Here is a 14,979-nt window from a genome sequence, read left to right on the forward strand (position 1 = left end):
TCATGGCCGCGCGACCGAGAATTGCATGGGCTGCGGCGTGCGGGCTTCGGCCTCGCGGCAGATCGCCAGCACCTCGGACAGTACGCTGCGGGTATCGCGCGGATCGATCACGCCGTCGTCGAGTACGCGTGCCGAGGTCGAGAACACGTCCATCTGGCCGTCGAACACGCCTGTTATCTGCGACTTCATGGCATCGAGCTTTTCCTTCTCGATCGGCTTGCCACGACGCGCAGCCGCCGCTTCAGTGACGATCGCCATCGTCTCCGCCGCCTGCTCGCCGCCCATCACGGCGGTCTTGGCATTGGGCCAGGAGAAACAAAAGCGCGGATGGAAGCCGCGCCCGCACATGCCGTAATTGCCGGCGCCGAACGAGGCGCCGCAATAGATGGTGATCTGAGGCACGGTGGCCGAGGTCACCGCCTGGATCATCTTGGAGCCGTGCTTGATCATGCCGGCTTCCTCATAGGCCTTCCCGACCATGTAGCCGGTCGTGTTGTTCATATACAAAAGCGGCGTGCGCGACTGGCAGCAGGCCTGGATGAAATGCGTCGCCTTGTTGGCGCCGGGCACGTCGAGCGGACCGTTATTGGTGATGATGCCGATCGCCTGCCCCTCGATGCGGGCGTGGCCGCAGATGGTGGCGGGGCCGTAATTGCTGCCGAATTCGGTAAAGTCGGAATCGTCGATGAAGCGCGCGATGGCCTGCCGCATGTCGACCGGACGCTTGTGGTCCATCGGCATGATGCCAAGCAATTCCTCCGAATCATAGCGCGGCGGCCGATACGAGGTTTCAGCCGGCTTCGGCCGGTCCCACTGCATGTTGGTCATGATGTCGCGCGCGATCCGCAGCGCGTCGCGGTCGTCCTCGGCGAGATAATCGCCGAGGCCGGAAATCGAGGTGTGCATCTCGGCACCGCCGAGCTCTTCCTCGGTCGCGATCTCGCCCGTCGCGGCCTTGAGCAGCGGCGGCCCAGCGAGGAAGGCGCGGGTGCGGCCGCGCACCATCACGATGTAGTCGGAGAGCCCGGTCTGATAAGCGCCGCCCGCGGTCGACGAACCGTGGGTCACCGTGACGACCGGCAAGCCCGCCGCCGACAGCCGAGCCAGGTTGCGAAAGATATTGCCGCCGCGAATAAAATCCTCGACGCGGTAGCGCAGCAGGTTGGCGCCGGCGCTTTCGACCAGCTGCACGTAGGGCAGCTTGTTCTCCAGCGCCAGTTCCTGCACGCGCAAGGTCTTGTCGAGGCCGTAAGGCTGCAACGCACCGGCGTCGATTCCGGAATCATTGGCGCTGACCATGCAGCGGATACCGGAGACGAACCCGATGCCGGCGATCGCCCCGCCGCCCGGGATGCTCTTGTCGGCATCCGGCACGTCGAACATGTAGCCCGCCAGCGTCATCAATTCGATAAAGGGCGAGCCGGGATCGAGCACCAGCGCGACGCGCTCGCGCGGCAATAGTTGGCCACGCTTGTGAAAGCGGTCCTTGGCAGCGGCGGAGGCGGCGCGCGTCCGCTCCTCAAGCCCGCGCATGCGCGCGATCAGCGCCAGCATGCCGTCGCGGTTGGCCTTGTAGGCGGCGCTGCTTGGGGCGATGGTCGATTCAATGATGGCCATTATTTCTCCTGCTCGTCATTCCGGGATGGTCCGTAGGGCCAGACCCGGAATCTCGAGATTCCGGGTTCACGCTTCGCGTGCCCCGGAATGACAACTCAATGCCTCGTCCCAAATATCTGTCTTGCCTCGGACGGCGAAGCGATCTCTCTGCCGGCGCGGCGGGCGCAGGCGGCGATGGCTTCGATCAATTGGCCATTGGAGGTCACCTTGGCGCCGTCGGCGAGATAGAAGGTGTCCTCAAGCCCGGTGCGCAGGTGTCCGCCGAGATCGGCGCAGCGCTGGTGCAGCGGCCAGATTTCGGCGCGGCCGATCGCAGTGACTTGCCAGTGCGCTTCGGGCACTTTCAGCTTCAGCAGGATCGGCAGCAGATCCGGATCGGCCGGCATGCCGGACGCGACGCCCATCACGAAATTATACTCCAGCGGCCCTGAATACATGCCGGTCTGCCGGTACATGCCGACACAGCGCACGATGCCGACATCGAAGCATTCGAACTCCGGAATCGTGCCCGCGACCTTCATCACGTCGAGATAGTCCTGCACCTTCTCGACCGCGTTATCGAACATCATCGGCGGCCAGGCCCAGGTGTTGTCCGATTTCACCTTCAGATAATTCAGCGAACCGGCGTTGCAGGCCGCGATTTCGGGTTTTGTCTCGCGCACGCAATCGAGCGCGCCGCCGTAGTTCGGGCCCGAGGTGCCCGTGGTGTGGTTGATGATGACGCCGGGGCAGGCCTCGCGCACCGCCTGCTGGATCTCCTTGCTGACGCTGACCTCCCACGACGGCAGGTGGCCCTTGTTCGGCTCCTGCTGGCGCAGATGGATATGCATGATGCTGGCGCCGGCGTTGAAGGCAGCCCTGGCCTCGCGCGCCATTTGTTCTGGCGTCACAGGCACGTTGTGCTGTTTCGGGTCGGTCAGCACGCCGTTCAGCGCACAGGTAATGACGGCCTTGTCGCTCATGAATCAGCCTTCGGAAATGGGCGGAAATCGCCCTTGTTTTGCGCATGATCCGTTCGGAAAACCGCTACACACTTTTCCGGATCATGCGCTGCCGATCATGGGGCCCGCATCAGCCCGCTTCTTGCGTCAACCCGCTATTGCCGAAGCCTGTGCGATTGCTGCGGTAGATCGCCAGATCGCGCGAGCCGGAAAAGATCGCGCGCGGCTTCAAGCCGTAGAAGCGGCGGATCGAGTGGCTGAAATGCGTCGAATCAGGATAGCCGATGTCCTGCGCGAGATGCGCGAGGTTGATGTCCTGGTTGGCGAAATGCAGCAAATGCCGCGCCCGCTTCCAGGCACGGAAGGAGCGGAACGAGATTCCGGTCTCTTCCTTGAACAAATGCAGGAAGCGCGACGGCGACAGTCCGGCCTCCGCCGCGCAGCTCGCGGCCGTCACCGGTTCGCCGCAGAATCTTCCGATCTGCAGTATGGCACGCGCCACACGTGGATCGAGCACGCGTTGTGGGAGGGCTTCGCCAAGGCACAGAAAATCGAATTCGGCGCTGGAAAAATCCTCGCCCGCATGGTTCTCGCGCAAGGCGAGATAGGCGGCGCGAATGCGGTCGGCGAAGGCTTTGCCTTCAGGCCCCGACAGCCGCGCGGCGAGGTCTTCGAGCACGCCGGGACAAACGCTTTCCGGCTCGATCACGACGCTCAGCACCGATCGATAGTCGCTGGCGATGGTGTGCTTGATGTTCGGCAGCACCACCACCATTTCGGCGTGGCTGTTCCGACCGTCGGCTGTAAGCCGCAACCCGCCTTCGATCGCGACATAGATGTTGAACGCACCCGAGCAGCGTTCCCGCGGCCGGCCGAGCAGGCCCGCGTAAAACACGCGCTCCGGAGTGATCAGCATCAGATGGCCCGATTTGTGGCCGATGTCGTCCATGGTGGATCCTCCTCGCGCGGCTCTTGGGCCGCTGCGATGGGGGCAACCATAGCGGAAAATGGGGGGCTTACCAGACGAACAAAAAGCGTCATTCCGGGGCGCGAAGCGAACCTCAGGTGCGCGATTGCGCATCGGGGAATCTCGAGATTCCGGGTCTGGTGCTAGCGCACCATCCCGGAATGACGGCGTTTCCAATCAGCCCCGGACCCGCGGCGCCACATTCTGCTCGACGCCGGCCTTTTGCTCGGCCGCCACCGCCCGCTTATAACCGTCACGGGCCTGCAACCGCGCCCAATAGGCCGCGACATTGGGCCCGAAATCCTTGGCCAGCCCGATATTTCCGGCCAGCCGCAACGCATAGCCGTTGGCGATATCGGCGGCGGTAAAGCGGTCCGCGCAGAGCGTTTCCGATTTGCCGGTGGCGGCTTCCACGGCCCGCAGCCGCCCGAGGAACCATTTTGCATAGTCCCCCGCAACCTGCGGATTGCGGCGCTCCTCCGGCTCGAGCTGGCTGTATCTCAGCACCAGCGTTTGCGGAAAGGTCAGCGTGGCATCGGAAAAATACATCCAGTTCAGGAAGGCGCCATAGGCCGGCTCGTCGGACCCGACGATCAGCGGCGTCGGGCCGTATCTGGTGCCGATGTAGTGGCAGATGCCGGACGATTCCGTCATTCTGGTCTCGCCATCGACCATGAAGGGAATGGTGCCGAGCGGATTGATCGCGAGATATTCCTTGGCGAACACCCGCGGCGGAAACGGCAGCATCTTGAGCTCATATGGCAGCCCGAGTTCTTCCAGCATCCAGAGCGGGCGGAACGAGCGCGCCCCGTCGCAGTGATAAAGCGTGATCATCAGGCGTTTTCCTCAATTTCGATTCAGGCCAGTTTGGAGCGCCGAAGCGGCGCCCGCAATATCATCTTGGCGGCGCGTCTCAGGCATTGCTGTGCTTGCGCAGTTCGAGGCGGGCAATCTGGTTGCGATGAACCTCGTCCGGACCGTCGGCGAGGCGCAGCAGGCGCGCCGTGGCATAGGCCGCAGCCAGACCGAAATCGTTGCTGGTGCCGCCGCCGCCATGGGCCTGAATGGCCCAGTCGATCACCTGGCATGCCATGTTGGGCACCGCGACCTTGATCATTGCGATCTCGACCTTGGCCGCCCGGTTGCCGACGGTGTCCATCATATGCGCCGCATTGAGGGTCAACAGCCGCGACTGCTCGATCATGATGCGCGATTCCGCGATTCGCTCCTGCGTGACAGTCTGTTCCGAAACCGGCTTGCCGAACGCAACCCGGCTTCTGGTCCGCACGCACATCTTCTCCAGCGTCCGTTCGGCAAGCCCGATCAACCGCATGCAGTGGTGGATACGGCCGGGACCGAGACGACCCTGCGCGATTTCGAAGCCGCGGCCCTCACCAAGCAGCATGTTGGTGGCGGGCACGCGGACATTCTCGAACACCACTTCCGAGGCCCTGTCAGGCACGCCATAGAACCCGAACACCGGGATAGACCGCAGCACCTTGACGCCTGGCGTGTCCATCGGAACAAGGATCATCGACTGCTGGCGATGGCGATCCGGATTATCGGGATCGGTCTTGCCCATGAAGATGCAGATCCTGCAGCGCGGGTCGGTGGCGTTGGTGGTGTACCATTTGCGGCCGTTGATGACGTAATCATCGCCGTCGCGCCGGATGGAGCTCTCGATATTGGTGGCGTCGCTGGAGGCGACCGCAGGTTCGGTCATGGCAAAGCAGGAACGGATTTCGCCAGCCAGCAGCGGCTTGAGCCAACGCTCCTGATGCTCGCGCGTGCCGTAGCGCGCCAGCACTTCCATGTTGCCGGTGTCGGGCGCCGAACAGTTGAAGACTTCAGGCGCAAGATGCGAGCGCCCCATCACCTCGCACAGCGGTGCGTATTCGAGGTTGGTCAGGCCGGCGCCATGCTCGCTCTCGGGCAGGAACAGGTTCCAGAGGCCGGCCTCCCGCGCCTTCGGCTTCAACTCCTCGACAACCGGGAAAACCTTCCAGGCCCCCAGCTCCTCGGCCTCTTTGTAGAAGCGCTCCTCATTCGGATAGACGTGGCGATCCATGAAGGACTGAAGGCGGTGCTTCAGCTCGGTGACCTTCTGGCTCTCCTGATAGAGCATATCGATATCCGTTCATGGCTGGTTAAGTTGAATTTTACTTCGCACCCGGCAGCGTGCCCATCATCTTGCACAATACCGTCAGCATCACCTCGTCGGCGCCGCCGCCGATCGAGGTCAGGCGGCTGTCGCGATAGGCGCGGCTGACATGTGTCTCGTTCATAAAGCCCATGCCGCCCCAGAATTGCAAACAGGCATCGGTGAGTTCGCGACCCAACCGTCCGGCCTTGAGCTTCGCCATGGTCGCAAGCCGCGTGACGTCCTCGCCCGCGATCAGCGCCTCGGCGGCGCGGTAGATCAGCGCGCGCAACAGCTCGACCTCGGTCTGCATTTCCGCAAGCTTGAAATGGACCACCTGGTTGTCGAGGATGGTCTTGCCGAACGCTTTTCGGTTGCGGGTGTATTCGATGGTCTCGGCGATAATGTACTCATGCGCCTTCAGGCACGCCGCGGCGCCCCACAGCCGCTCCTCCTGGAACTGCACCATCTGATATGTAAAACCCATGCCCTCCTCGCCGATCCGGTTGCGCTTCGGCACACGGACATTGTCGAAGAAAATCTGCGCGGTGTCGGACGAGCGCATGCCCATCTTGTCGAGTTTTCGTGCGACCTCGACGCCCTTGGTTCTCATAGGCACGCAGATCAACGACTTGTTGCGATGCACCTGCCCGTCGCTGGTGTTGGCGAGCAGGCAGATCCAGTCCGCCTTTACGCCATTGGTGATCCACATCTTGCCGCCATTGATGACGTAATCGTCACCATCTGAGCGGGCATTGGTCTTGATCGAGGCGACATCGGAGCCGGCGCCCGGCTCCGACACACCGATGCAGGCCACCGCATCGCCCGCGATCGCCGGCGTCAGAAATTCGCGGCGCACTTCATCGGAGCCGAACCGCGCCAGCGCCGGGGTGGCCATGTCAGTCTGCACCCCGATCGCCATCGGCACGCCGCCGCAATGGATGGCGCCGAGCTCTTCGGCCATCATCAGCGCGTAGCTGTAATCAAGCCCCTGACCGCCGAATTCGACGGGCTTGTTGAGGCCGAGAAAGCCGAGGTTGCCTAGCTTCTTGAACAGTTCGTGAGAAGGGAACTGTCCGGCCTCCTCCCATTCGTCGACGAAAGGATTGATTTCGGCGGCGATGAATTTTTGCAAGATACGGCGGGGTTCGTCGTGGTCGGCGGTGAAGAGCATTTTTATTCCCTGTCGTTCCGGGGCGGCGCGAAGCGCCGAACCCGGAACCTCGATATGTTTGGCTCATTTCTAGATTCCGGGTTCGTGCTTCGCACGCCCCGGAATGACGGTCCGTCACAACCCCATCTGCCTCGACGCCAGATCCTTCATGATCTCCTCCGTGCCGCCGCCGATGGCGTTGACCTTCACCTCGCGGTAGATGCGCTCGACCTTGATGCCGCGCATGAAGCCGGCGCCGCCGAAGATCTGCACGGCCTCAGAGGCGCAGAACGCCATGGTCTGCGTCGCCTGGTTCTTCATCATGCAGATTTCGGCAACCGGGCTTTCGCCCTGGCCGAGCCGCCATGCCAGCATTTCCAGCATCGCCTGCGACGCCGCGACCTTCTGCGCCATGTCGACCAGCTTGTGGCGGATCACCTGGTGCTGCGCGATCGGTTTGCCGAATGTCTGGCGCTCCTTGGCGTAGGCGATCGCCTCCTCGACGCAGACGCGCGCGTAAGCCGTGCAGCTCGCCGCCATGCCCATCCGCTCGCTGTTGAAATTATGCATGATCAGCTTGAACCCCTGCCCTTCCTCGCCGAGCAGGTTTTGGGCGGGCACGCGGCATTCGTCGAAATGCAGCGTCGCGGTGTCCGAGGCCCACCAGCCCATCTTCTTGAGTTTGGTGCGCGAAAGCCCCGGCGTATCGCCCTCGATCAGGAGCAGGCTGACACCGCCGGCGCCCTCACCGCCGGTGCGCACGGCGACCGTCAGATAATCGGCGCGCATGCCTGACGTAATAAACGTCTTCTCGCCGCTCACGACATAATGGTCGCCGTCGCGGCGCGCCTTGGTGCGGAGATTGGCGACGTCGGAGCCGCCGCTCGGCTCGGTGATCGCCAGCGCCGATATCTTCTTGCCCGACAGAACTTCGGGCAGCACCCGCGCCTTGATCTCGGGGCGGGCGGCGCGCGCGATCGGCGGCGAGCCGATGGTGTGGCTCATCAGGCTGGAGGAGACACCGCCGGCGCCCGCACGCGCGAGTTCCTGCGAGGCCACGATTTTCATGAACTGGTCGGCAGCGACGCCGCCATATTCCTCGGGAAAGCCCAGCCCCAGCAGGCCGATCTCGGCGGCCTTGGCGTAGAGCGCGCGCGGAAACTCGCCGGCTTCGTCCCATTCATGGGCATAGGGCTCGATCTCACGCGTCACAAAACGCCGCATCACGTCGCGAAACGCTTCGTGATCCGCGTTGTAAAACGGGCTGTTCGCCTTTGTCCGCTCCAGCATGCTGTCCTCCCGACGGAATCACGATGCCCTGAATCGGCCGACCTAAACTTGCGTTGAGCGGCTGAGGAGCGCCAGCGTCAGCAACTCAACGCAAGACCGGTTCCCCGGCCATGCCCTAGCCTTCTGCAAAAAAGCAATAACACAAAATCGGCAAAACGCCGGGGAGATGAAGCATGATCCGATGGAGCCAATCTGTCCCGGCCATTTTCCTGGCGCTGTCGCTCGCTGCATCGCCAGCTGCCTTCGCGCAACAGCCCGGCATCACGTCTAGCGAAATAAAGTTCGGCAACATCATGCCGTATAGCGGCCCGGCCTCGGCGCTCAGCGTCGTCGGCAAGGCCTTTGCCGGCTACTTCGACATGGTCAACGAGAAGGGCGGCGTCAACGGGCGCAAACTCAACATGGTCTCACTCGACGACGGCTTCTCGCCGCCGAAGACGGTCGAGGCGACGCGGCGGCTGGTCGAAAGCGACAACGTCGCCTTCATGTTCGGCACCATGGGCACCGCGCCGAGTTCGGCGACCGCGAAATACCTCAACAGCGCCAAGGTGCCGCATCTGTTCCTGATCTCATCCGCATCGAAATGGAACGATCCGGTCAACCAGCCCTGGCTGATGGCGCTGCCCTGGGCGCCGAATTATGTCGAGGAAGCCGGCATCGACGTGCGCTATGCGCGCGCCAAAAATCCCAATGCACGCTTTGCGATCCTTTACCAGAACGACGACGCCGGGAAGGATTATCTGCGCGGCGTGAAAGAGGCGCTCGGGGCCGACGCCGACAAGGCGATCGCGCTGGCATCGAGCTTCGAAGTCGCCGATCCCAGCGTGGATTCGCAGATCCTGACGCTTGCCAATACCAAGGCCGACGTTTTCCTGATCTACAGCGTGACGCCGCGCGCTTGCGCCCAGGCGATCCGCAAGGCCTATGAGACCGGCTGGCGGCCGATGCGCTTCATCTCCTCGGGCTGCGCCAACAAGGAAACGGTGATGGTGCCGGCGGGCCTGGAGGCCGCGAGCGGCATCATGTCGGTCGGCTCGCTAAAGCCGTACACGGCCGATTCCAAAGACCCCGACCTGGTCGCCTACCGCGAATTCATGAAGGCGCGGGTGCCGAATGTCGATCCGGCGAATTTCGCCGCCGGCTATGGCTACATGGTCGCCCAGGCGCTGGTGGTGGTGCTGGAGCAGTGCAAGAACGACCTGAGCCGCGAGAACATCATGGCGCAGGCCGCCAACCTCAGGGATGTACAATTGCCGCTGCTGATGCCGGGCGTCAAGCTCAACACCTCACCGAAAGACTATCGACCCATCAAGGACGGCTACATGGTCGAGTTTCGCGACAACCAGTTCAATGTCATCAGCGAGTTGCTGCGGGGTTCGTGAACCGCGTGAGTTGCCGTGGTTATTATCAGCCGCGCCGGCGGCACAAAACCGCAAGACGTGGAGGAAACCTTGTCCGTCCGCTATTACGACTGGATCGCCCATTTCGGCCGCCGCACGCCGGATAAGATCGCGGCGATCGACCTCGCCAGCCAGCGCCGGCTTTCCTATGCGGAGTTTGATGCGCGGATCTCGCTGCTCGCGACGCATCTGCGCGACAAACTCAAGATCGCGCGCGGCGACCGGGTCGCGGTGCTGGCGCTGAACACATCAGATACGCTGGAGGTGCAGTTCGCCTGCTTCCGGATCGGCGCCGTGTTCCTGCCGCTCAACACCCGCCTCACCGTTCCCGAGCTGCAGTTCATTGTCGGCGATGCCTCGCCCAAAGTCATGATCCACGACACGGACCTCGCCGAGGTTGCGTTGTCGGTCGCCAAACTCTGCAACGTGTCATCGGCACTGCTGCTCGGTCCCGGCGACTCCTATGAGACGGCGATCGCCGCGTCAAAACCGCTCGATCGCGCGGAGATGGTCACGCTCGATGACATCTCGACCATCATGTACACCTCGGGCACCACGGGCCAGCCGAAGGGCGCGATCATCACCCACGGCATGACGTTCTGGAATTGCGTCAATCTCGGCGGTCCCGCGTACATCTCGCCGTCGTCGGTGCTGCTCACGGTGCTGCCGCTGTTCCACACCGGCGGGCTGAATTGCTACACCAATCCCGTGCTGCACGCCGGCGGCACCGTGCTGATCATGCGCGCATTCGATCCTGCGCTCGCGCTGCAATTGATCAGCGATCCCGCGCAAGGCATCAACCAGTTCTTCGGCGTGCCTGCGATCTACCAGTTCATGTCGCAGCATCCGTCGTTTGCTGCAGCCGATCTCAGCCGGCTCGTGATCGGCGGTGTCGGCGGCGCGCCGATGCCGGTGCCGCTGTTGAAAATATGGGAAGCCCGCGGCGTCGCCCTGCAGCAGGGGTACGGCATGACCGAGACCAGCCCCGCGGTGCTGACGCTCGACAAGGAGGACGCCGCGCGCAAGGCCGGCTCCTCCGGCAAGCCGGTGCTGCATACGGAAGTGCGGATCGTTCGTCCTGATGGGTCAGACGCCGATGTCGGCGAGCTCGGTGAACTCTGGGTCAAGGGACCGAACGTCACGCCGGGCTACTGGAACCGGCCGGACGCCAACCAATCATCCTTCACCGACGGCTGGCTGCATACCGGCGACGCCACGCGCATCGACGAAGAGGGTTTCTACTACATCGTCGATCGCTGGAAGGACATGTACATCTCCGGCGGCGAGAACGTCTATCCGGCCGAGGTCGAGAGCGTGCTGCATCAACTCAACGCCATTGCCGAAGCCGCCGTGATCGGCATCCCGAACGAGCAATGGGGTGAAGTCGGCATGGCGATCGTCGCGATCAAGCCGGGCCATACGCTTTCAGCCGACGAGATTCACGCGCATTGTCAGGCCAATCTGGCGCGGTTCAAGTGTCCGCGGCTGATCGAGTTCGTCGACGCCCTGCCGCGCAACGCGACGGGAAAGATTCACAAGCCGACGCTGCGAAAGAATTTCAGCGTTTCGAAGCCGACCGACAAGGCCATTGCCTCGCGATGATGTGCTGGCAACGAAAAGCCCGCCGATTTGCACCGGCGGGCTTCTGTATCAGAGGCTAATTAGAGGATCCCAGTACATCCGTGGTAATCCGTAATCAGCAACCTTTGTTAGTCGACGCGAAGGTTCTCAGCGCTGGTCTTGCCGCGCATCGGGTCCTTCTTCGCTTCGAACGAGATCTTCTGACCTTCGTTGAGCGAGCTCAGGCCTGCGCGTTCGACAGCCGAGATGTGAACGAACACGTCCGTTCCGCCATCGTCGGGCTGAATGAAGCCAAAACCCTTGGTCGCGTTAAACCACTTAACTGTTCCGGTAGCCATGTAACTATCTCCAAGATGCGCGAATGCGCTTTGCTCACACGACCTCCGCGTGAGCTTGATCCGATTTCAACGATGTCTTGGGGATGGGCCGGTGTCGGCGTAGTCAACAAGGCAAACGACAATTCGAATAGGTGGGATATAGGCCCTTTGCGCGGGAATTACAAGGGACGATAGCGCGTCAAGAAACGCGTCAAATACAGGCTCTAACCGGGCAGAAACATGGCAAACGGCTCATCGATCGTCCGCCGCAGACGTTCGCGATACAGCGCATAATTGGCATTATCGGACGAAATGCGCCCAAAACTCGGGTTTGCGACCATCTTGATCGGGACATACGCGATCGGAGCGGCAATCGGCGTCAGCATGGAGCCGCGCCCTGCCAGCAGCGTGGTGATGATGCCGTACATTTCGCCAGATATGGCCACGCGCGCCACCGTGATCAGGCGATGCTGACCGTTCCGGTTGGTGACGAGATAGATGTGGCCGGACTGGTTCGGCACCGCGACTTCGCCGAACTGGGTGTACAGGGCATCCTGCCGCTCGCCTTCGTGGAACACGAGCGATGAGGCCGCGTCACTCCAGACAATCTCGGTGAGGTAGGCGAAGATCGCGTCCTTGTCGCCGAACGACGGCCGTATCGTGACATAGGCGCCTTCGATCCACGCCACCGCGCGGCGCGAATAGGCGCCCAATCCATCCGGCGCGATGTCGCCATTGACCGGCGCGGCCGGCGCCGGCGCGTCAGGCGTCTTGCGCAGGGATACGCCGAGCGCCTGTTCGAGCCGCACTGTGGTCGCGAGCGTGAACGGACGGCGGCCCCCGAGCACCTTCTCCAGCGTCGAAAGACTGAGTTTTGCGAGCTCGGCCAGCGACTGGCGGGAGATGCGGCGGCGGGCGATCTCTTCCCGAATGGTATCGGCGATCTGCCGGCTTTGTTCGGCGGAAAGCTGCTTGTCCGGCGTCGGCATCGTCACCCCTGTTCGGCCTGTTTGGGCAGTCTACCAGACGCACAATCCATCACAAACCCGCACAATGCCGCCCCTGCCGTGGCGCACGGCGCTGGCGTCGGGCTGAACAATGCCGATCATTCCGCTCGCGCCAGTCAGCGCGTTACCGGAGATTCCTTCCCACGACGAACACGTCGCACGGAGTGAAGGAAATGACGATCTGCGGTGAAATCCAGCCCGACAGGCGTGCGCGCCTGTCGCGCAAAATGCGCGTAATCCTGTTCTTCGCCTTTGAAGGCGCCGCCGCACTCCTGATCGGATTTGCGGCCTTATTTTTGAGTTTGCCGGCCTGGTCCGCCGAGCGCACGCAGACCGCCTTCCTGAAGCCGGGCGACGCCCGCTCCGGTTCGCTGCTGCTGAAGACCGAGGACGGCTACGCCGATGCCTCGCGGCTTGGCATCGATGTCGACATCACCGTGTCCGGCCCCACCGTCCGCTCCCGTGTCACGCAGGTTTTCCGCAACCCGACACAAGACTGGGTCGAGGCGGTTTACGTCTATCCACTGCCATCCGGCGGCGCCGTCGATACGCTGAAGATGGTGGTCGGGCGACCGCGTCATCGTCGGCGACATCAAGGAGCGCCAACAGGCCCGCATCATCTATGAGCAGGCGGCGCGCAACGGACAGAAGGCCGCGCTCACCGAACAGGAGCGGCCGAACATCTTCACCAACTCGGTTGCCAATATCGGTCCCGGCGAAACCGTGCTGGTGCAGATCGAGTATCAGGAGCAGGTCGCACAGAGCGGCAATGAATTCTCGCTGCGGCTGCCGATGGTGATCGGGCCGCGCTACAATCCCGCACCTGTCGTGCAGAGCGTCGACTTCCGGCCCGGCGGCGGCTGGGGCGCCAGCAAATCCGATCCTGTTCCGGACCGCGACCGCATCTCTCCGCACGTGCTCGACCCCGCGACCAACGCGCGGGTCAATCCGACCAGCATCACGGTGCGGCTGCAGGCCGGCTTCCCGCTCGGCGAGATCAAGAGCCATCATCACACCATCAAGACCGAAAGCCCCGACGGCAGCACGCGCGTCATCAAGCTCGCCGAAGGCGCGGTGCCGGCGGATCGCGATTTCGAGCTGACCTGGAAGCCTGCCGCGGAGAAGGCGCCGTCGGTCGGCCTGTTCCGTGAACATGTCGGCGGCAACGATTATCTGCTCGCCTTCGTGACACCGCCTTCGGTCGAACAGAACGACAGGAAGCCGCTGCCGCGCGAGGTGATCTTCGTGATCGACAATTCCGGCTCGATGGGCGGCGTCTCGATCATCCAGGCCAAGGCCAGCCTCACTTACGCGCTCGGCCGCCTGCAGCCCACCGACCGCTTCAACGTGATCCGCTTCGATCACACCATGGAGATGCTGTTCCCGGCCTCGGTGCCGGCCGACCGCGAGCGTGTCGGTCAGGCCACCTCGTTCGTCGGCGCGCTGCAGGCCAATGGCGGCACCGAAATGGTGCCGGCGATGCGCGCCGCGCTCAGCGACACGGCCCCCGGCGGCGATACCAACTATGTCCGTCAGGTCGTGTTCCTGACCGACGGCGCGATCGGCAATGAGCAGCAATTGTTCGAGACCATCAACGCGCTGCGTGGCCGCTCGCGCATCTTCATGGTCGGCATCGGCTCCGCGCCAAACACCCATCTGATGACGCGCGCCGCCGAACTCGGCCGCGGCGCCTTCACCCATATCGGCTCGGTTGAACAGGTCGAGGAGCGCATGCGCGGGCTGTTCTCGAAACTGGAGAATCCCGCGGTGACCAATCTCACCGCCAAATTCTCCGATGTAGCGGCCGACATCACGCCATCGGCGATCCCGGACCTCTACCGCGATGAGCCGCTGATTCTTGCCGCCAAGCTCGACAAGCTCGCCGGCTCGGTCGAGATCAAGGGCCGGATCGGTGACCGTCCGTGGGTGGTGACGCTTCCGCTGGCGAATGCGGCCGAGGGCAAGGGCCTGTCGAAACTATGGGCGCGCCGCAAGATTGCCGATGCCGAAGTTGCGCGCACCACGCGGCAGGAGAGTCCGGAGGATGCCGACAAAATCATCCTCGCGCTGGCGCTCGATCATCAACTGGTGACGCGGCTGACCAGTCTCGTCGCGGTCGACAAGACGCCGAGCCGTCCCGAAGGCGAACCGCTGAAAGTCTCGGAACTGCCGATCAACCTGCCGGCCGGTTGGGATTTCGCCAAGGTGTTCGGTGAACGCCCGCTTCTGCCGGTCACGCCGACGGAACGTCGCGCCGAGGCCGGCGAGGCCCAGGTTCAGGTTGCGGCATTGAAACGCGCGGCCCCTGCGGTCACGGCAGCGCCAAGCACGGTCCAGCTTCCGAAGACCGCGACCGACGCCGAGCTGAGAATGATCCTGGGTGTGATCTTCCTCATATTCAGTCTTGTCCTGTTCGCGTTCAATCGGCGCCAGGCGTTGATCCCCTGACGCCCCCTTGACGGAGGAGCCCCCCCAAGCTCCTCCCGAATGCGCGCGCGGCCCTCCGTCCCCCAGGGTCGCGCGCGCGACTTTTTTCGAACCGTCATTGCGACGAGAACACCGAAGA

General features: G+C 63.2%; 11 protein-coding genes and 1 pseudogene. 3 read left to right on the forward strand and 9 right to left on the reverse strand.

What is annotated here, in order from left to right; genetic code table 11:
* The 7 genes from ABIE49_RS18685 to ABIE49_RS18715 form a co-directional block, all read right to left on the reverse strand.
* Positions 1-1,617: an acyl-CoA carboxylase subunit beta gene (locus tag ABIE49_RS18685; RefSeq protein ID WP_192735583.1), complete on the reverse strand. Its 1,617-nt coding sequence runs from the start codon at positions 1,615-1,617 to the stop codon at positions 1-3.
* Between the two features lie 95 nt (positions 1,618-1,712).
* Entirely contained in the window at positions 1,713-2,579 is an 867-nt protein-coding gene (locus ABIE49_RS18690) for a beta-keto acid cleavage family enzyme (RefSeq protein WP_192735584.1), read from the reverse strand.
* 109 nt (positions 2,580-2,688) lie between these two features.
* Entirely contained in the window at positions 2,689-3,507 is an 819-nt protein-coding gene (locus tag ABIE49_RS18695) for a helix-turn-helix domain-containing protein (protein WP_192735585.1), read from the reverse strand.
* A 195-nt stretch (positions 3,508-3,702) separates the two neighbouring features.
* The gene (locus ABIE49_RS18700) at positions 3,703-4,359 is read right to left on the reverse strand and encodes a glutathione S-transferase family protein (protein ID WP_192735586.1); all 657 of its coding nucleotides are present in this window, start codon (positions 4,357-4,359) and stop codon (positions 3,703-3,705) included.
* A 79-nt stretch (positions 4,360-4,438) separates the two neighbouring features.
* On the reverse strand, positions 4,439-5,650 hold the full coding sequence (locus tag ABIE49_RS18705; RefSeq protein ID WP_192735587.1) for an acyl-CoA dehydrogenase family protein: 1,212 nt from the start codon (positions 5,648-5,650) through the stop codon (positions 4,439-4,441).
* Between the two features lie 34 nt (positions 5,651-5,684).
* Positions 5,685-6,839 (reverse strand): acyl-CoA dehydrogenase family protein, encoded by a 1,155-nt coding sequence (locus ABIE49_RS18710; RefSeq protein ID WP_192735588.1) that lies wholly within the window; start codon positions 6,837-6,839, stop codon positions 5,685-5,687.
* 114 nt (positions 6,840-6,953) lie between these two features.
* Positions 6,954-8,108, reverse strand: a complete 1,155-nt coding sequence (locus ABIE49_RS18715) for an acyl-CoA dehydrogenase family protein (RefSeq protein ID WP_192735589.1) — start codon at positions 8,106-8,108, stop codon at positions 6,954-6,956.
* 173 nt (positions 8,109-8,281) lie between these two features.
* Here ABIE49_RS18715 and ABIE49_RS18720 point away from each other — a divergent pair, with 173 nt between their 5' ends.
* The gene (locus ABIE49_RS18720; RefSeq protein ID WP_192735590.1) at positions 8,282-9,490 is read left to right on the forward strand and encodes an ABC transporter substrate-binding protein; all 1,209 of its coding nucleotides are present in this window, start codon (positions 8,282-8,284) and stop codon (positions 9,488-9,490) included.
* A 69-nt stretch (positions 9,491-9,559) separates the two neighbouring features.
* Positions 9,560-11,110 (forward strand): acyl-CoA synthetase, encoded by a 1,551-nt coding sequence (locus tag ABIE49_RS18725; RefSeq protein ID WP_192735735.1) that lies wholly within the window; start codon positions 9,560-9,562, stop codon positions 11,108-11,110.
* A gap of 107 nt (positions 11,111-11,217) precedes the next feature.
* Here the strand turns inward: ABIE49_RS18725 and ABIE49_RS18730 are convergent, their stop codons facing one another.
* Positions 11,218-11,427: a cold-shock protein gene (locus ABIE49_RS18730; protein WP_192735591.1), complete on the reverse strand. Its 210-nt coding sequence runs from the start codon at positions 11,425-11,427 to the stop codon at positions 11,218-11,220.
* A 203-nt stretch (positions 11,428-11,630) separates the two neighbouring features.
* Positions 11,631-12,395, reverse strand: coding sequence for a helix-turn-helix domain-containing protein (locus ABIE49_RS18735; protein ID WP_192735592.1), 765 nt, complete (start codon positions 12,393-12,395; stop codon positions 11,631-11,633).
* Between the two features lie 245 nt (positions 12,396-12,640).
* Here ABIE49_RS18735 and ABIE49_RS18740 point away from each other — a divergent pair.
* A pseudogene (locus ABIE49_RS18740) lies at positions 12,641-14,861 on the forward strand (marine proteobacterial sortase target protein).
* Positions 14,862-14,979 lie beyond the last annotated feature (118 nt).

Source organism: Bradyrhizobium sp. OAE829, from assembly GCF_040546575.1.
Lineage (GTDB): Bacteria > Pseudomonadota > Alphaproteobacteria > Rhizobiales > Xanthobacteraceae > Bradyrhizobium.